Origin of the sequence: Dehalobacter sp. DCA (assembly GCF_000305775.1) — a bacterium.
Classification (GTDB): domain Bacteria; phylum Bacillota; class Desulfitobacteriia; order Desulfitobacteriales; family Syntrophobotulaceae; genus Dehalobacter; species Dehalobacter alkaniphilus.
Map to the genome: position 1 here is coordinate 2,679,435 of NC_018866.1, position 16,975 is coordinate 2,696,409.

Here is a 16,975-nt window from a genome sequence, read left to right on the forward strand (position 1 = left end):
AAATTTAACGTCATGTAGTCTATCCGCGGCCAAGCGGAGCACGATGCGGAGCGCGGCTTTTTGCGCCATGGATGGCGCAATAGCCAAAGAGCGGTTAGGGTACATGACGTAAACCCTAAGTTTACAAAAAATACTGCCAATAGCATAAAACTATTAACAGTATCTCATAGGTTTAGATTTATTCTGTTTAAGCTGATTCTTCCTTCTTGTTGTCCACCGTGATAAGCTCAGGCTCAATCCGCTGAAGGATTGTATCCTTGGTAACGATGCATTTGGTGACATCCGAACGGGTTGGAATATCATACATGACATTCAGCATGATTTCTTCCATAATCGCCCTGAGACCCCTCGCTCCTGTATTACGGCGAATCGCTTCTTCAGCAATGGCTCTAAGCGCATCTTCTTTAAACTCCAGCCCTACACCGTCCATCTCCAGCAATTTTTCATATTGTTTAACCAGAGCGTTTTTGGGCTGGGTCAAAATGCTAACCAGCGCATCCTGATCCAGGGCATCCAAGGTAACAATAACAGGAAGCCTTCCGACAAACTCGGGAATTAACCCGTATTTTAAGAGGTCTACCGGCAGGATCTGCCTTAAGAATTCCCCGACGTTCTTTTCATTCTTCTTTTGAATTTCCGCCCCAAAACCCATCACTTTCTTGCCAATACGGTTTTGAATCAGCTTGTCAATCCCATCAAAAGCCCCGCCGACAATGAACAGGATGTTCGTGGTATCGAGCTGGATGAATTCCTGGTGGGGATGCTTGCGTCCTCCCTGTGGAGGAACACTGGCTACTGTGCCTTCCAGAATTTTGAGCAGTGCCTGCTGGACACCTTCACCTGATACATCCCTTGTAATGGATGGATTCTCAGATTTCCGGGCAATCTTATCGATCTCATCAATATAGATGATCCCTCGCTCTGCCCTCTCAATATCATAATCAGCAGCCTGAATCAGTTTGAGGAGAATATTCTCGACATCTTCTCCGACATAGCCGGCTTCCGTCAGTGAGGTTGCATCCGCTATAGCAAATGGAACATTAAGAACTTTAGCCAGTGTAGAAGCAAGCAGCGTCTTACCGGAACCTGTTGGACCGAGCATAATGATATTGGATTTCTGAAGTTCGACATCATCGACCTTCATGCCAATGCTGATACGCTTGTAATGGTTATAAACTGCAACAGATAATGCTTTTTTTGCTTCGTCCTGACCGACAACGTATTGATCAAGAATACTTCTGATTTCTTTTGGCTTAGGTATCTCTCCAATTTCTGAACCTACATCATCCTGGAGCTCCTCTTCTATGATTTCATTACAGAGCTCGATGCATTCATCACAAATGTATACCCCGGGACCTGCTACCAGTTTCTTGACCTGTTCCTGTGTTTTACCGCAAAAGGAACACTTCAGTTGATTCTTTTCATCGTTAAACTTTGCCATATGCTCACCCCTTTACTGAGAATTCCCTTATCATTGTCGCAATAACTATCTTATTCATTTTCCTCCGCAACATTACTCTCTGAATCCGTGTTCTGTGCTGCAGCACTTTCCTGCCCTGCTCCATTGTTCTTGACCAGGAAATCAACGGTATGCTCTGATGTTAAACTAATTTTGAACATCTGCATCTCGCCGCGAGCTTCAAGAGCTGACTTCAGTTCTTCAGCTGTCCTGCCATACTGCATAGCCATTCTATTAATCTCGGATTCAATTTCTTCATCGGTAACCGTAATTCCTTCTTTTTCCGCAATTGCTTCGAGGACAAGTTCAGTTTTTAGTCCATCAGTTGCCTGTTGGCTAAAGGATTCGCGAAGCGCTTCTCTGCTGGTATTGACATACTGGCAATACTGCTCCATGGAAATCCCTTGATAGGACATGTTCTGCTGCAGGTCTTCCATTAACGCATCAATGCGCTCCTGTTTCATTCCTTCAGGAATTTCACAGACTGCGTTTTCAGCGACCTTCTTAATAACTTCGGTCTTATATTCATTGTCACGTCTGGTTTCTGCAGCTGAAATCATCTTTTCTCTAATATCCTGCTTCAATTCTTCCAACGTGTCAAATTCGCTGACGTCTTTGGCAAACTCGTCATCCAGAGCAGCCAGTTCTTTTCTCTTAATACCGTTGATCTTGACTTTAAATATGGCATCTTTTCCAGATAGCTCTTCGCTGTGATAGCCTTCCGGGAACTTGACATTAATTTCGAGTTCCTGACCATTCTTAGAACCTTTTATTTGTTCCTCAAATCCTGGGATAAAAGTGCCGGAACCGATAGTTAACTCGTGATTCTCGCCTTTTCCTCCTTCAAACGGCACATCACCGAGGAATCCTTCAAAGTCAATCGTGACGATATCCTGGTCAATGATTTCTCCGTCTTCAACCGGAATAAGTTTAGCGTGTCTGTTTTGACGGCGTTCCAGTTCTTCGGCCACCTGCTCGTCTGTAACCTCAACAGCCTGTTTTTCGATGCCAAGACCCTTATATTGTCCCAGCTCTACATCAGGTTTGGTCTCTACCGTAACTTTAAAAATGAGATCTTTATCTGCCTCGAATTGGACGACCTGCATAGCCGGTCTGGAAACTGGCGTAATAGAATGCTCTTTATAGGCTTCAAATAAAGCCGGGTAAGAGACCTGCTCCATCACTTCATTATTCACAGCGTCTTTATCAACATACCTTTCTATTATATGCTTGGGGGCTTTTCCTTTGCGAAAACCTGGTATGCTGAGTCCCTGGCCAGCTCTTTTCATCACCCGGTCAAAAGCTGCAGAAACCTCTTCAACCCCAACCATAATTTCCATTTCGTAGATGTTATTGTTCTTCTTTTCGATCTTGACAGACATGTCCGCTCCTCCTTGGAATTTAACCTTACATTATTTTTTATATTTAAATAGTATCAACATTTCACACCAGGATATTCTGCCCTTTTTCAAAAAAATGCAAACCTAGCTTAAGCGTAAATCCCTGGAAAAAAGCAATAAGCTCAGAAAGAGGAAACATCCGTTTCCCCTTTCCAGTAAACCTGATATTGACCAGTTAATATTATCAGAAGTTTTTCAAAGAATCAAGGAAAACGCTTGATATTCTGTTTAAATCTACTACCTTGTTAACCCTAATTTTGGAATATAATGGCGAGCAGATTTCCTGCCGGGTACTAAATCGCTTCTGTTTTGAACGAATCGGTTTTGGTACTTTTCCTAAGTGTCAAAATATACGCGGCTGCATTCTGTGAAGGATTGACCGGCAGTATCATCCGGGCCGCAGAACTCATTGTCTCCAGTCTGGCCAAATGCTTGAACAGCTCTACTGTGTAGTGGATCAGTTCATCCGGGGTCCCGAAAGCCTTCCCCGCTCCCGCTTGTTCAACGAAATAAGCATTTCCTTTTTCATGCCCTGGGATCGGTCTGTACATCAGCAAGGGAAGCCCCATGGTCAGCGCTTCGGAAATCGTCAGTGCTCCTCCTTTAGTGATCATAAGATCAGAAGCTGCCATCAGTTCCTGAACATTGTCGACATGACCGTAGAGTCTGATGCAGAGATTTGTTTCCCGAATTTCACTGTTAAGCGCATGGTACAGTTCTTTATTGTAGCCGCAAACCACCAATAATTGTGCCGAAATATCCTGAGCCAGGTTCCGGACAATATCCTTCAGTTCTGCGACATTGCTTACGGGCTTACCGTTAAGACCCATGATAAGTACCGTCTTCCGGTCCAGGTCAAGCCGTAGTTTTTGTTTAGCAGCGCTTTTTTGCATGGGTTCTTCAAATCTTAACCGGAGAGGGATCCCGGACTGAATCACGTTCTGGGGCGCTATTCCTGCCTCCACGAGCCTGGTACAGGCATCCTTGCAACCTACAATATACTTATCCGTTCCGGAGTGGATCCATACGCCGTGAACAAGGTAGTCCGTCACCACCGTGACCAGCGGAACAGAAAGGAGCCCTTTCAGCTTCAGTTCACCCAGTAGGGCAGCCGGTATAAAATGAGTACTTACAATCACATCAGGATTAAACTTCCAGATGCAGTCCAACAGCTTCTTCGTTTCCAATCCCCGCACAAACTTCCGGCAATCTTCGGCAGTCAATCCTGCCGTCTTTTCAAAGAGTATTCTCCAGAGTTTTGGCGTCTTCTTAATCATTGTTGCGTAGGCTTTCCTCATAAAATAATCCGTGTTAAAGTAAAAAAAAGAACCAAAATCTAAGTGCTTTACCTCTATTGGCGAAGGTTGATGACGAAAAGCTTCGGCGAGTGCTTCGCCTGCCTGGAAATGTCCTTCACCATAGTTTGATGAAAAAATTAGAATTCCCGACACTTCTTTTTCCCCTTCCAAACACTCTCTTCATTTGGTGTCATTACTATTCATATTATGGACCGGATCAAATAATTATATATGAAAGATATTCTAGTCCAAGGATCCGGGATTATTCTGCTACATCCATATTATAATAATTGCCGGTCGACATTTAAATACTTTTTCTCGATTTTTTCACAATCGGTGTTATATCTTCTGCAACTTCTTTGTTGCAGCACCTCCATTTTGCCAATTTGTGATCTAGTGCGTAAGAAACGAAAATCTAAGGCTGGAAACGCAGAAACAAAAAAGACAGTCAACCTTCTTTATAGGTCAACTGCCTCGAAATCATCAATTTTGGTGCGGGAGACAGGACTTGAACCTGCACGGAGTTACCCGCTGGAACCTAAATCCAGTGCGTCTGCCAGTTCCGCCACTCCCGCATGTAAAAGTTGGCTGGGGTAGATGGATTTGAACCACCGGTGTCGGAGTCAGAGTCCGATGCCTTACCGCTTGGCGATACCCCATTGGAATGAAAATCGGTTATGCAATTCCCTGACAGTTCTAACACGCAAACAGTATTATACTTAAAAAAATTTGCCCTGTCAAACAAAATTATACAAAAAAATAGTGTCCTTATTTGATCGGACACTGGAAGTTTTTGCAGAAAGAGTTAAAACCAAAGACATAAAGCGCTGCTTTTTCAATTCTAAGACTCTGCCATTGTTTTATATCGATTTTTTCACCAAACCGGTTCTCGGCAATTCCATCTTTTCCGATCCAGCCTGAAGCTTCCCCCTCGCCTAAACGGATTTCCCATTTGCCTTCATTTTTACCAGGTAAGATCTGAACATTGCATCGGGCATGGAAAATTTCTACAAGTTTGACGAACAATCTAAAAAAATATTCTTCATATTCAATGGGCTCACTTTGCGGGATCGCAAGGTCGGAACAAATATCCTCGACCAGCACTGTCAGCCCCTTGGCAGGGTTATAGCGATGATAAAATGCTGTCGTAAGGGATCCGTAATTAATGATCCCGGAATCATAATCAATCGTCAGTGGATGGTCTAGATCCGTAAAAAGAAGTGTAATCGCGTTGCCGGAAATACCCCATTTTCCTTGATAACGCGACAGCAACTGGTCTGCAATCTGAAAAGACAGAATATAGGTGGATATTTGCTTTTCATCTCTGATAGCGCATCCTATACAATCTCTATCCTGATTATAAGCTATTGATGAAATTCTCATCATAATCAATTACCCCCCCACTCTTGTCTCACTATATGATACACTGTTTCATTTTGTACGCATAAAAATAAGTTTGTTTTATTCTTTGAAACACCGTTTCATATTTGATCTAAACCTATTTCCATGTCCATCTTTTCATTTTTTTTGCTCAAGCTTGATTCTGATCTTTTGGTTATTTTATGCAAACTAATACAGAAGGATTCTGAAATATTTGAAAATGTAGTATTAATATTATGTACTAGTTTTCTACTTCCGTCAAGCGTTTCTTTTGGCAGATTACTGTAATATCAGCGGCCAGAATATCCTAATCTGAAGGATATATCCTGACCAACACGCTTGATTTCCTGACCGACCTTTTCAATCCCTTTCTCCATCAGCCTGTTAATTGGTCCGGAAATGCTGATCGCGCCAATAGTTCCGCCCGAATAATCATAAATGGGTGTTCCTATGTTAATGACCCCGACTTCAGTTTCTTCAGCGGCAACTGCAATACCTGTTCTTCTTATTTCCTTCAGCTGTTTGATCAGTTTTTCCGGATCTGTAATCGTCTGCTGAGTAAAACGGGGCATACCCTTTTTCTGCAGAATAAGCCTTACTTCCTCTTCCGGCAAAGTGGAAAGGATTGCTTTACCAACCGCCGTGCAATGCATGTAACCTCTGCTGCCTACCTTGGAGTGCATGCCGATCAACTGGGAACTTTCCTTATGATCGATAAACACCACTTCGCCGTTGTCGGGCAGGACCAGATGAACTACTTCATCAAAGGTTTTAGCCAGGCTTTCCAGATAGCGCTCGGCAACCTTCCGGACTTCAAGCTGATTGAAAAATGCGTTGCCAACTTCGGCTATTGTTATCCCGAGACGGTACCGTTCCCTGTCTTTCTCTTTTTCGACATATCCCCGATAGCATAAAGTCTGAATAATCCGATGTACCGTGCTTTTATGCAGCCCTATCTTGCTGCCAATTTCAGTCACGCCGAATGATTCCCTAGAACTGGCCAGCACTTCCAATATATCCAGCGCTCTTTCCACAGTCTGAACATATCTTTCTGTCACAAACAGGCCTCCCATCTTCTTGCTGATTTCTATTATGGATGATTTTAATAAGAATAACAATAAAAAATTAAATTGAATACTCCAAAGGATTTACAAATGATTTACAGATAATAAACCAAGAAATGGTATACTTGTTTCATGGTCCCCTAAAAGAGAATGCGATGGAAGGTGAATATCATATGGGAGAAATCAGGTCTAAATCATTGGTGATACTCTTATGTTTCCTCGTCAATTTCCTGACTATGCCTCAGATTTCTGCCGCCGCTTTGTCGGCTCCGACAAACTTATCCGCTTCTACGCTCAGTCCGAATGAAATTGCGTTAACCTGGACTATCGTAAACGGCGCGGACAAGTACAATATCTACCGGTCAACTTCCCATTCCGGAACCTACTCTTTTACTAACTCGGTCACCACAAACCAATATACCGACACCGGTTTAACCTCCAGCCAAACCTATTACTATAAGGTCCAGACTGCCGACAACAACGAAACAAGCGCACTTTCTTCCTATGCTGGCGCCACGACCCTTGCATCTTTCTCAAGTCTTTCAGCGAAATCCTCCGGACCAGGGCAAATCTATCTTTCCTGGAATTCAATCAGTGGAATGACCTCTTACGCGGTCTACCGCTCGGCTTCGTATTCAGGGACCTATACAGAGATTTCCTCGACGGTATATACCAATTATACAGATGGCAGCCTGACATCAGGCAATACTTATTATTACAAGATCAAAGCTGTTGGGAGTTCCGGTATAGGCTATTTTTCCAATATCGTTAACGCGACCGCTGGCAGTCCAGGATCATCTTTCATAACCTCAAATCGTTTGTCAGGCAGTGACAGATATGAGACATCTGCTTTGATTTCCCAGTATGGCTGGAGTTCTTCCAGCTATGCCGTCATCGTCAACGGTGAAAATTATCCGGATGCCTTATGCAGCGCTCCGCTCGCCTCGAAGTATAATGCTCCTATTCTACTGACCTCAAGCGGATCATTAAGCGCCAAGACCAGGACCGAACTTTCCCGTCTGCACGTCTCACATGTCTTTCTTATTGGTGGGACTTCAGCCATCTCCACAAGCGTGGAGCGGGAGATCTATTATATGGGGATATCCATATCCAGGATTGCCGGTTCTGACCGCTATGACACCTCAGTCAGAATCGCCCAGACGCTGGGAAGCTATAGCCAGGCAATCATTGCCACGGGCGAAAACTTTGCGGATGCTTTGTCTGCTGCTCCTATCGCCGCGATCAAGGAAATTCCGATCCTGCTTACGGCCAAAAACAGCTTGCCCGGTAACATCCAGCAAGCTCTGCAAAATGTCACCAGTACATATGTTGTTGGCGGTACCGGTGTCATCAGCATCAGTGTTTTAAATCTTCTTCCTGCGGGGAAAAGGTTGAGTGGTGCAGACCGCTATGAAACCAACCTTAAAATCATTAATGAATTTTCAGCTCAACTCAATCTGGCAGCCTGCTGTATCGCAACCGGGCAATCGTTTCCCGATGCGCTCGCAGGTTCGGCCCTGGCAGCACAGACAAATTCCCCGGTTATTTTGGTCAACACTCTGACCAACACTTCTGCCGGGAATTATATCAGTCAGAAAAGTGATCTGATCAGCAAATTGATTGTCTTCGGCGGTACAGCCGTAATACCGCAAAACGTCGTGAACACCCTTTTGGACGATATTGCTTCTGTCCCGGCTGCTCCGGCGAATCTTACAGCGAAATCGCAAAGTATCCATCAAATTGCCTTATCCTGGCCAACAGTGAACGGTGCCACTTCCTATGCTGTATACCGCGCTTCTTCCTACTCTGGATCTTTCTTCCAAATCGCAACATTATCCTCAACCTCGTATATCAACAACGGCTTATCCGCCAACACAACATATTATTATAAGATAAAAGCTATGAACGGTACCGGATCGAGCGCCTTTTCACCTGTCGCAAGTGCTACGACTGCGCTCAGCGTCCCGTCTGCCCCGACAAATCTTACGGCAACATCGAAAAGTTCCAGTCAGATCACACTTTCCTGGTCCTCTGTCAGCGGGGCAGCATCCTATTCCATTTACAGGGCATCCTCTCCCGAGGGCACCTACAGTGCGATAGCGGAAAATGTGGCAGCACCTCCTTACACGGATACAGGCCTTGATCGGGAGACAACCTATTATTATAAAATCATTGCACTAAACAGCAGCGGCCAGAGCGGTCTATCCGCGGAAGCATCCGCCACGACGCAGGCAGCTGTTCCGTGAAAATATAAATAAAAACTTTATCTTGCGATAAAGCTTAATCTTTTTATATGGGGTGAATGATGGGACTTGCTCCGCCGCTTCGCGGCTATCACGCCGGGGCGGGTAAATGCTTCCATAGGTCGCATTTCCTTTTTCCGCCCGTTCAAGTCCCATCATTCCTAATAATAAAGCTTTATCTTGCGATAAAGCTTAATCTTTTTATATGGGGTGAATGATGGGACTTGAACCCACGAGTGCCGGAGCCACAATCCGGTGCGTTAACCACTTCGCCACATCCACCATGAATAATTTTTTGTTTTTGAGAAATACACTTCAAATGAAAAATGGCGCGCCTGGAGAGATTCGAACCCCCGACAACCTGCTTAGAAGGCAGATGCTCTATCCGGCTGAGCTACAGGCGCACGTTTTAATCACTGCAGCATTGATTATGGTCGGGGCAGAGGGATTCGAACCCCCGGCCTCCTGCTCCCAAGGCAGGCGCGCTACCAAACTGCGCTATACCCCGCCGCTTTTTGTGACAATGAATAGTATATCCCAAGAGAAAAAACTAGTCAAGAAGCATTTTTATTTTATGCATTTCAAATTTCTATTAATTTTTTATACTTCAGATTGTCATTTAACTATCAAATAACGATCAAAGTGATTTCATTAACGCTGTCAGCAATGGAACTGCTTTTGCAAAAGCCCGGGCTCTGTGGCTGAGACAATTTTTTTCATCCAGACTAAGCTCTGCCATCGTTTTCTGGAGGTCAGGCAGGTAAAACACAGGGTCATAACCGAACCCACCGGTTCCAATCCTCTCGGTCAGTATTCTTCCTTCAACCGATCCCTCCGTCAAATATTCCTGGCCGTCAGGACAGATGATTGCCAGTGCACAGCGGAAGCGGGCAGTCCTGTTTTCCTCAGGTACGCCTTCCAGGTCTGTCAGAAGTTTTTCTATATTATGCTCATCATTTTTCGGTTCCCCGGCATAGCGTGCCGAAAGAACGCCGGGCGCTCCCGCCAGAGCATCCACTTCAAGCCCTGAATCGTCTGCCAGCGTAATCATTTTCCCCGTGGCACAGGCAGCCCGCGCCTTAATAAAAGCATTTTCGGCAAATGTACTGCCAGACTCTTCAACCTCCTGGTAATCCGAAAGATCGCTTAACGACAGAATTTCAATTTTTCCGTCATTAAGCAATCCCTCCAGTTCCATTACTTTGCCCTTATTCATTGTCGCAAGCAAGACCTTCATCCTTACAAACCTCCTTCGGACTATGTTACCGGAAGCTCTTTGGCCAGCGCTTCCTCCTGCAAAGCGCTGAGTTTTTGAATACCTGATTCACCGAGGTTTAAGAATGAATTCAGATCCTCTTTGTCAAACGGCTGACCTTCTGCAGTACCCTGAATCTCTACAAAACGCCCCGAACCGGTCATCACAATATTCATATCGACTTCGGCTTTGGAATCCTCCTCATAGGCAAGATCGGCTACAGGTATCCCATCTACTTTGCCTACAGAAATGGCCGCAATACTGTCCGTTAAAGGGTCCTGCTTAATCAATTGATTTTTGAGCAGGTAGTTTACAGCATCAGCCAGGGCAACATAAGCACCCGTAATCGAAGCCGTCCTGGTCCCGCCATCTGCCTGAAGGACATCACAATCCAGCCAGATGGTCCTTTCTCCAAGTTTACTCAGGTCGACAATGGAACGCAGCGCCCTGCCGATCAGCCGCTGGATCTCCATTGTCCTTCCGCCCAATTTCCCCTTGGAAGCCTCACGCTGATTGCGCACGGCCGTCGCCCTCGGAAGCATAGAGTATTCCGCTGTGACCCAGCCGCTGCCGGTCCCCTTTTTAAATGGCGGTACTTTATCTTCAACAGTAGCCGTGCAAATCACCCTGGTTTTCCCGACCTCAATCAGGACGGAGCCTTCGGGAAGGTCCGTAAACTTCCTGGTAATCTTCACAGGCCGGATTTCATCGGGCTGTCTTCCGTCAAATCTTAGCATATTATCGAACTCCCTTTCTGTTTCAAGAATTTATTATTAAATCAGTACTTATACTTTCTGATAGACGAACCGGATTCTTGCAGCGACAAGAGCGAGGATCAGTACAGCAGAGCCAAAAAGAGCCAGAATTTTGACAATCAGATCAAAGAAAAACTGCTCCGGCACCATTTGGATCAGGATATCGGTCTCCGGATCAAGCAGCCAAAGGTCATTCGTAAAAATCAGATAGTGAAAGCTGTCCCAAAACACTTGAAAATCCCGCCAGACCGCAATCCCTACTGCCCCGAATATACAGAGAAATATGACTGCCGCGGCCAGAAAGCCGCCGGCCCAGGAACGGAAGTATTTCTTCCCGTTGCTTATCCTTAGTAAGATCAGAAACAGAAGCAGGACAATCAGACCTGCGTTGCGGACCATGCGGCTGCTCAGGTACAACCTTTGAACATCTGCCATATGGACGATTTCCCGCTGATTAAACACCTGTCTTTCCTGACCGTTAATCTCTGCACGGATTTCAAGGTTATCCTTGTCCCCCTGGATATAAGCCAGCAGTTCCGTGGTCGTCACCATCAGATCTTTTTCCGGCATCCCGGTCACAGATACCGTGTCCAGTTTGTTATATTCCGACCGGAAGAAATTGAGATCAAAGACGCATTGTTCAATCACCGTCAGCAACATGACAGCGATTAGAATCAATCCGCTGACAATTGCAAGAAACCCGTTCGCAGCCTTCTTACCTGACATCATTTCTCCTCATATATCCTAATATCCTTACCAAATACATTAACCAAATATCCTAGTTAAATACGTTAATCCTCACTTCGTATCTTGCCCAAATTCCTACTTGTTCTTTCTGGCCAACGCAATGCCGTCTCCAAACGGAAGCACGCTTACCTCAAATCCCGGCAGACAGGCCAGACGCTGCAAGAAATCCCTCATACAACCGACCATTCGATCATACTTTCGGTCAAAAACCGAACCAGGCACAACCCAGCCCCTGAATAGAACATTATCCGCCACCAGAACCCCGCCAGAGGAAATAAGCGGTGTGATAAGATTAAGGTAATCCAGGTACTCCCCTTTGGCTGCATCTACAAATATCAAATCGTAAGTTTCCGTCAGTTTCGACAGGCCGTGCAGTGCATTCTCACAGCTGAAGTCAACCAAATGGGTAAGCCCGGCCTTTTTCAGATATTCTTCTGCTCTGTTGAGCCTCCCTCTGTTCATATCCAGCGTATAAACCCTGCCTCCGGTTTCGGCTGCACCTCTGGCCAGATAAACGGTGGAATAACCGATCGCCGTACCGATCTCCAGAATACGCTTGGCATCCGTCATCTTGACCATTAGCTCAAGGAAGTGACCAACTGCCGGTGTAACCACAGGAATTGTTTCCTCCAAAGCAACGCTTTCCATCTCACGAAGCAGCCCATCCCTGGCAGGAAGCAATTCTTCGAGGTACCTTTCCAGTTCAAAAGAATAGAACAAACCATCACCCCAATATTTGATATTCTTTCCTTCCTGTCTCGTAAAGATTCTGCCCGAGGCTGTCAATCAGGACAATGGCAGGAAAATCTTCAATAACAAGTCTCCGGACTGCCTCCGTTCCGAGTTCCGGATAGGCAATGATCTCAGCTTCCTTGATGCAGGAAGCCAGGAGTGCTCCGGCACCGCCGATCGCCCCAAAGTAGACTGCACCGTTTTCCCTGATGGCCTGTATGACCTCGGGAGAACGAAGCCCTTTTCCGATCATCCCCTTTAAACCTTTGGCCAGCAGACTAGGAGAATAGGCATCCATTCTGCCACTGGTTGTCGGTCCGGCAGATCCGATAACTTTACCTGGAGAAGCCGGGGCGGGTCCCACAAAATAGATCACCTGTCCCTTAATATCAAAGGGCAGCCCCTCTCCCCGAGCTAAGGCCTCAACCATTTTCTTATGAGCCGCATCTCTTCCGGTATAGATGACTCCGCTGATCAGCACCTTTTCACCGCATCTGAGAAAAGCAGCAGTCGTATCATCCAGCGGTGCTGAAATTTTCCGGGTTTCAACCGTTTTATCATTACTCACAGGAAGAAACCCTCCCTTCCAAAACCACCTGACGATGTCGGGTAACATGACAATTAATATTTACAGCTGCGGGCAGCCCTGCAATATGCGTCGGAAATACCTCAATATTTACGGCCAGTGCTGTCGTCCGACCGCCAAAACCCTGGGGGCCTATCCCTAAATGATTAATTTTAGTCAGAAGCTCCTGTTCCAGCCGGGCATATTCCTCAACCGGATTGGATTCCCCGATCGGACGAAGCAGGGCCTTTTTAGCCAAATAGGTAGCCTTTTCCATCGTGCCGCCGAGTCCAACTCCGACCACGATGGGTGGACAGGGATTAGGCCCGGCTTTATCCACCGTTTCCACAATAAAATTCTTTACAGCAGGCAAACCATCCGAAGGCTTAAACATTTTCAAGGCACCCATGTTTTCGCTGCCAAACCCTTTCGGTGCAATCGTAATCCCAATCTTGTCCCCTGATACGATTTCATAATAAATAACCGCAGGTGTATTATCTCCGGTATTGATCCTGTTAAAAGGATCTTTGACGATAGATTTACGCAAAAAACCCTTTTCATAGCCCCTGCGTACGCCCTCATTCAAGGCTCCCGTCAAATCTCCGCCGATAATATGCAGGTCCTGGCCAACTTCTACAAACAATACCGCCATCCCGGTATCCTGACATATCGGTATATTTTCTTTGCCTGCAATCTCCGCATTTTCCAAAAGCTGCTGAAGTACTTCTCTGCCCTGGGGGGATTCCTCAGTGCCAAGAGCCTTGTTCAAAGCATCAATAACATCCTGATTCAGAATACAGTTCGCCTCAATACACAGTCTCTCCACTGCGGAAATGACCTCGTTAACATGAATCTCTTTCACAATTTACCTCCGCTTTTTGTCCGGAACACTTTTATTCAGTATAGCGCAAATACGGGATTCAAGAAATATAACTTTTAAAAAAGGTTTGCCGTCAAAAAAAAACATCTTTGCCAGAAAGATCTTACTTCGACAAAAATGTTCGATAAACGTTGTATTCGATTTTTATTCTTTTCTGGAAAGCCTCTCATATTTATCGGATAAAGTTTCCAGAATGCCGATAATACGCATCCGGTCTTCCTGTTCAAAAAATTCCAGAATACTTTCAAGCCTTTCGGTCCTTGTCTCAATTACCGATTTGACCAGTTTTTCTCCCTTGGGTAAAATATTAAGCCTTACGATCCTGCGGTCCCGTTTTTCCCTGATTCGCTCCACATAGCCGGCTCTTTCCAGCTTGTCAGCCAGATCCGTTGCCGTACTACAGGCTGAAGAAATTTCCTTGCAAAGCTCACCCATCGTAATCTGGCCCTTTTCAAAAATAATCGTTAAAACTTCAAACTGCTGACGGGAAATACTAAGCTTTTCTGCGAAATCACTCTTTTGCCTTTGGGTAGAAACGGTGAGCCTCTGAAGCAAATGGTCAAGATGACCTGCTAACTCTCTGTTCTCTAACATGCGAACACCCCACCTCAAAAAATCAAATAGATAACCCCTATATATAAGTATATATTTGCACATATCATTTTTAAAGTATTTTACCATATTCCGGAAATTAACACTAGTAAAATTTTCATAATTCAAATATTATTGATGATTTTAACGATAGGTGTTATATAATTAATATCATAACGTATCTTGATCTTTTCAACAAATGGTAAAATATTGAAGTTATTGTTCGAAAAGATTGATTCCGCTTGGGGATACTTTAGCAGTTACTTCATCATCCTGCACGGTTCCTGAGGCGTAGCCGATCAAATCATTACGGTACCTTAAGTTCTCCAGACCGATTCCGCGATAGGTTTTAATGTCCTGCCCCTCGACCCGGATCTTCACGATTTGGGCAGTTTGAAACTGAGTCAAGGTGTTGACTAAACCATAAAGAGCAGTTTCGGCCGCGACATTGCTGTAAGGCTCAAGGAATTCCTTGCTAAGATCTACTGTGGCAATGCCGTTTTTGATTCCAATGTCCAATAACACCGTCTGCGGGTTTACCATCGGATAAGCGCTTGATTTTCCGGCCGGCCCCAGCAGCCATTGGCTTACTGTTTCGCGAGCCAGGCTCAGTGTCTTGGGAATTGTTCGATTCTCTTCGATTAAGACTTTTCCGTCAGCATCTGCGAAATAAAGTTTTACAGTTTGTTCCGTCTGCTGAGATTGTGTAGTCACTTCAACCGTGTCTTCCTGAGCAGTCTTATCCAGAAGTTTGCTTAAAGGAGCATTACCTCCGCCTTCCTTGATCAGATCATTCAGGATATTGCAGCCGACCAGAAGTGTAATGACTGCGATCAGCAGAATGAAAGTCAGCAGCAGCCGTATTTTTCTCATAGGAAGTTCTCCTTTCTAAAATAATAATAAAAATGTCCGCTAAAAAGAAATTTCTAAAAAGATAATATGCTTTGTCCTAAAGAAATAGAATTCAGGGAGGTCAAAAAATATGAAAATAAGAGCCTTGTTGGTTGATGATGAATCCCCGGCCCGTAAAGAACTGCGTTATCTCTTGAAATCATTTGAAGACGTGCTAATTGTTGGGGAAGCAGAAAACGCGCTTGAAGCCATGGAACTAATTGACAGTGTCGACTATTCCGTTATTTTTCTCGATATCAATATGCCCGGCTTAAACGGCATTGAACTTGCCAGAAAGCTTTCCCAGAGCCCGAAACAACCGGCGGTAATTTTTACGACTGCCCATGAAGAATTTGCTTTTGATGCGTTCAGTGTTCATGCTTACGATTATCTTCTTAAGCCGATTCATCCGAAGCGGCTTGAAGAAGCCTTAAATACGGTAAGAAAGCGTAAAACGCCTGCTCCAGGTCAACCTAAAACTGAACCGGTCAAGGAGGATATCCCTGAATTCAAACCCCTGGAAGTGATTGCCGCTGAATATAACGGGAAAACCATCCTGATCCGGCCGGAAGAAATTATATATATTTCCACAGATAAGGACAATGTTTACGTCAAAACAGAAGCTGACTTCTACCTGACTCGTTATACGCTGCGGGATTTGGAATCCAGACTCGATCCAAAAACTTTTTTCAGAACCCACCGCTGCTATCTGGTCAATATAAAAAAAATGAGGGAGCTTGTCCCTTATTTTAATGGTACGTATACTGTGATCGTGCAGGACAAGGACAAAAGTGAAGTCCCAGTCAGCCGCACTCAGGCCCGCCGACTCAAAGAGATCCTTGGGATATAGTACCATGTTAACCCTAATCTTCATATATTGACGGCAACGCTTTATTGTGGAAAATTGCTTGCCACTATATGATCATTATACGGTTAATAAAGTACTAGAAAAAACGCTCCAGATAAAAGCCGATTTCTTTCCCCTGATAGGTCGGCTTTTTTTGTTTGGCCGCTGTATTCAACGGCACAGCAGGCTTGCCGTCAACAGGAAGTGATGTGGATTCCTCAACATTAACAAAGCATAAAGGCGGGAACAAGACACACCACCAATTAGCCCCTTCAGCATTTCCTATCTTGATCTCAACCGCTTCGTAGTCTCCCGCCGGGAGTACAATATTACCATAAGATTTTGTTGGGAAAGCAAATACACCATAATCAAGGGTCACCGGATAGGTTTTCCCCCACTCTTTGACTACGCTCCTGGAAATCTCCAGTAACTGGCCTTCCATGCTCAGAAGGATTTCTCTGGATTCGGCCAGAGATTGTGATTCAGCCAGGTTCGGGGAAGCAGCCTTCAAAACTTCATCCCTTACCGCATATTTCAGCAGCTGATCCTGTTCACTGTCCGAATTCGCGATAACATGAAAGCGAATGAGACTTGTACTGTCATACGCTTCGGTTTCCGCACTGTTTGCTGACTGGCCGCAGGGATTGATCACCAAGAAACTAAAACACAAGATCAGGCAGACAATTAACTTTATTATGCTTTTATTCACAAATATTAACATTTAATTTCCCTCTCTCAGTACCTTGAAATTCATATATACAAAATACTTCTTTCTATGTCAATTATTTCCAACAAAGAAGTTTTCTATTCAGTGCGTCTCAGAAGTTTTTTAGGCAGTGCGAATATTTATTGAAGTCTGAAAATAAGA

16 protein-coding genes and 5 tRNA genes are annotated in these 16,975 nt (G+C 44.8%); 2 read left to right on the top strand and 19 right to left on the bottom strand.

The features are described from left to right. Positions 1–187 precede the first annotated feature (187 nt). The 7 genes from clpX to DHBDCA_RS12945 form a co-directional block, all read right to left on the bottom strand. On the bottom strand, positions 188–1,441 hold the full coding sequence (gene clpX / locus DHBDCA_RS12915; RefSeq protein ID WP_015044671.1) for an ATP-dependent Clp protease ATP-binding subunit ClpX: 1,254 nt from the start codon (positions 1,439–1,441) through the stop codon (positions 188–190). 50 nt (positions 1,442–1,491) lie between these two features. Further along, the gene (gene tig, locus DHBDCA_RS12920; protein ID WP_015044672.1) at positions 1,492–2,841 is read right to left on the bottom strand and encodes a trigger factor; all 1,350 of its coding nucleotides are present in this window, start codon (positions 2,839–2,841) and stop codon (positions 1,492–1,494) included. A 311-nt stretch (positions 2,842–3,152) separates the two neighbouring features. Beyond that, positions 3,153–4,310: an MGDG synthase family glycosyltransferase gene (locus DHBDCA_RS12925; RefSeq protein ID WP_242824916.1), complete on the bottom strand. Its 1,158-nt coding sequence runs from the start codon at positions 4,308–4,310 to the stop codon at positions 3,153–3,155. Between the two features lie 337 nt (positions 4,311–4,647). Then, positions 4,648–4,732, bottom strand: a tRNA-Leu gene (locus DHBDCA_RS12930). Between the two features lie 10 nt (positions 4,733–4,742). After that, positions 4,743–4,816, bottom strand: a tRNA-Gln gene (locus tag DHBDCA_RS12935). Positions 4,817–4,925: 109 nt separating this feature from the next. Next, positions 4,926–5,543 carry a hypothetical protein gene (locus tag DHBDCA_RS12940; protein WP_015044674.1) on the bottom strand — a complete coding sequence of 206 codons (618 nt, stop codon included), beginning with the start codon at positions 5,541–5,543 and terminating at the stop codon, positions 4,926–4,928. 284 nt (positions 5,544–5,827) lie between these two features. Then, entirely contained in the window at positions 5,828–6,595 is a 768-nt protein-coding gene (locus DHBDCA_RS12945) for an IclR family transcriptional regulator (RefSeq protein WP_015044675.1), read from the bottom strand. A gap of 179 nt (positions 6,596–6,774) precedes the next feature. Here DHBDCA_RS12945 and DHBDCA_RS12950 point away from each other — a divergent pair, with 179 nt between their 5' ends. Continuing rightward, on the top strand, positions 6,775–8,847 hold the full coding sequence (locus tag DHBDCA_RS12950) for a cell wall-binding repeat-containing protein (protein ID WP_015045397.1): 2,073 nt from the start codon (positions 6,775–6,777) through the stop codon (positions 8,845–8,847). A gap of 203 nt (positions 8,848–9,050) precedes the next feature. Here DHBDCA_RS12950 and DHBDCA_RS12955 read toward each other — a convergent pair. The 11 genes from DHBDCA_RS12955 to DHBDCA_RS13005 all read right to left on the bottom strand — a co-directional run bounded on the left by DHBDCA_RS12955 (position 9,051) and on the right by DHBDCA_RS13005 (position 15,242). Next, a tRNA-His gene (locus DHBDCA_RS12955) sits at positions 9,051–9,126 on the bottom strand. A 45-nt stretch (positions 9,127–9,171) separates the two neighbouring features. Next, positions 9,172–9,248: transfer RNA gene (locus tag DHBDCA_RS12960), tRNA-Arg, on the bottom strand. 27 nt (positions 9,249–9,275) lie between these two features. Next, positions 9,276–9,352, bottom strand: a tRNA-Pro gene (locus tag DHBDCA_RS12965). A 129-nt stretch (positions 9,353–9,481) separates the two neighbouring features. Beyond that, positions 9,482–10,081, bottom strand: a complete 600-nt coding sequence (locus DHBDCA_RS12970) for an XTP/dITP diphosphatase (RefSeq protein WP_015044677.1) — start codon at positions 10,079–10,081, stop codon at positions 9,482–9,484. A 20-nt stretch (positions 10,082–10,101) separates the two neighbouring features. Further along, the gene (gene rph / locus DHBDCA_RS12975; protein ID WP_015044678.1) at positions 10,102–10,836 is read right to left on the bottom strand and encodes a ribonuclease PH; all 735 of its coding nucleotides are present in this window, start codon (positions 10,834–10,836) and stop codon (positions 10,102–10,104) included. A gap of 48 nt (positions 10,837–10,884) precedes the next feature. Then, complete coding sequence (locus tag DHBDCA_RS12980; protein ID WP_242824917.1) at positions 10,885–11,583, bottom strand: TIGR01906 family membrane protein; 699 nt, start codon at positions 11,581–11,583, stop codon at positions 10,885–10,887. A 93-nt stretch (positions 11,584–11,676) separates the two neighbouring features. Then, positions 11,677–12,321, bottom strand: coding sequence for an O-methyltransferase (locus DHBDCA_RS12985; RefSeq protein WP_015044680.1), 645 nt, complete (start codon positions 12,319–12,321; stop codon positions 11,677–11,679). Positions 12,322–12,325: 4 nt separating this feature from the next. Beyond that, positions 12,326–12,901 carry a Fe-S-containing hydro-lyase gene (locus DHBDCA_RS12990; protein WP_015044681.1) on the bottom strand — a complete coding sequence of 192 codons (576 nt, stop codon included), beginning with the start codon at positions 12,899–12,901 and terminating at the stop codon, positions 12,326–12,328. Further along, positions 12,894–13,760, bottom strand: a complete 867-nt coding sequence (locus DHBDCA_RS12995; protein ID WP_015044682.1) for a fumarate hydratase — start codon at positions 13,758–13,760, stop codon at positions 12,894–12,896. The genes DHBDCA_RS12990 and DHBDCA_RS12995 overlap by 8 nt, the downstream gene beginning before the upstream one ends. A gap of 162 nt (positions 13,761–13,922) precedes the next feature. After that, positions 13,923–14,372 (bottom strand): MarR family winged helix-turn-helix transcriptional regulator, encoded by a 450-nt coding sequence (locus DHBDCA_RS13000; RefSeq protein ID WP_015044683.1) that lies wholly within the window; start codon positions 14,370–14,372, stop codon positions 13,923–13,925. Between the two features lie 213 nt (positions 14,373–14,585). After that, the gene (locus DHBDCA_RS13005) at positions 14,586–15,242 is read right to left on the bottom strand and encodes a GerMN domain-containing protein (protein ID WP_015044684.1); all 657 of its coding nucleotides are present in this window, start codon (positions 15,240–15,242) and stop codon (positions 14,586–14,588) included. A gap of 109 nt (positions 15,243–15,351) precedes the next feature. Between DHBDCA_RS13005 and DHBDCA_RS13010 the strand changes: the two genes are divergently transcribed. Further along, the gene (locus DHBDCA_RS13010) at positions 15,352–16,110 is read left to right on the top strand and encodes a LytR/AlgR family response regulator transcription factor (RefSeq protein WP_015044685.1); all 759 of its coding nucleotides are present in this window, start codon (positions 15,352–15,354) and stop codon (positions 16,108–16,110) included. A 94-nt stretch (positions 16,111–16,204) separates the two neighbouring features. Here DHBDCA_RS13010 and spoIIR read toward each other — a convergent pair whose 3' ends face one another. Continuing rightward, positions 16,205–16,828: a stage II sporulation protein R gene (gene spoIIR / locus DHBDCA_RS13015; RefSeq protein WP_015044686.1), complete on the bottom strand. Its 624-nt coding sequence runs from the start codon at positions 16,826–16,828 to the stop codon at positions 16,205–16,207. Positions 16,829–16,975 lie beyond the last annotated feature (147 nt).

Coding starts and splice junctions, on each gene's coding strand:
- spoIIR (WP_015044686.1), bottom strand. CDS start 16,828: ATGTTAATATTTGTGAATAAAAGCATAATAAAGTTAATTGTCTGCCTG.
- DHBDCA_RS12970 (WP_015044677.1), bottom strand. CDS start 10,081: ATGAAGGTCTTGCTTGCGACAATGAATAAGGGCAAAGTAATGGAACTG.
- DHBDCA_RS13000 (WP_015044683.1), bottom strand. CDS start 14,372: ATGTTAGAGAACAGAGAGTTAGCAGGTCATCTTGACCATTTGCTTCAG.
- DHBDCA_RS12950 (WP_015045397.1), top strand. CDS start 6,775: ATGGGAGAAATCAGGTCTAAATCATTGGTGATACTCTTATGTTTCCTC.
- DHBDCA_RS12940 (WP_015044674.1), bottom strand. CDS start 5,543: ATGATGAGAATTTCATCAATAGCTTATAATCAGGATAGAGATTGTATA.
- clpX (WP_015044671.1), bottom strand. CDS start 1,441: ATGGCAAAGTTTAACGATGAAAAGAATCAACTGAAGTGTTCCTTTTGC.
- DHBDCA_RS13005 (WP_015044684.1), bottom strand. CDS start 15,242: ATGAGAAAAATACGGCTGCTGCTGACTTTCATTCTGCTGATCGCAGTC.
- DHBDCA_RS12980 (WP_242824917.1), bottom strand. CDS start 11,583: ATGATGTCAGGTAAGAAGGCTGCGAACGGGTTTCTTGCAATTGTCAGC.
- tig (WP_015044672.1), bottom strand. CDS start 2,841: ATGTCTGTCAAGATCGAAAAGAAGAACAATAACATCTACGAAATGGAA.
- rph (WP_015044678.1), bottom strand. CDS start 10,836: ATGCTAAGATTTGACGGAAGACAGCCCGATGAAATCCGGCCTGTGAAG.
- DHBDCA_RS13010 (WP_015044685.1), top strand. CDS start 15,352: ATGAAAATAAGAGCCTTGTTGGTTGATGATGAATCCCCGGCCCGTAAA.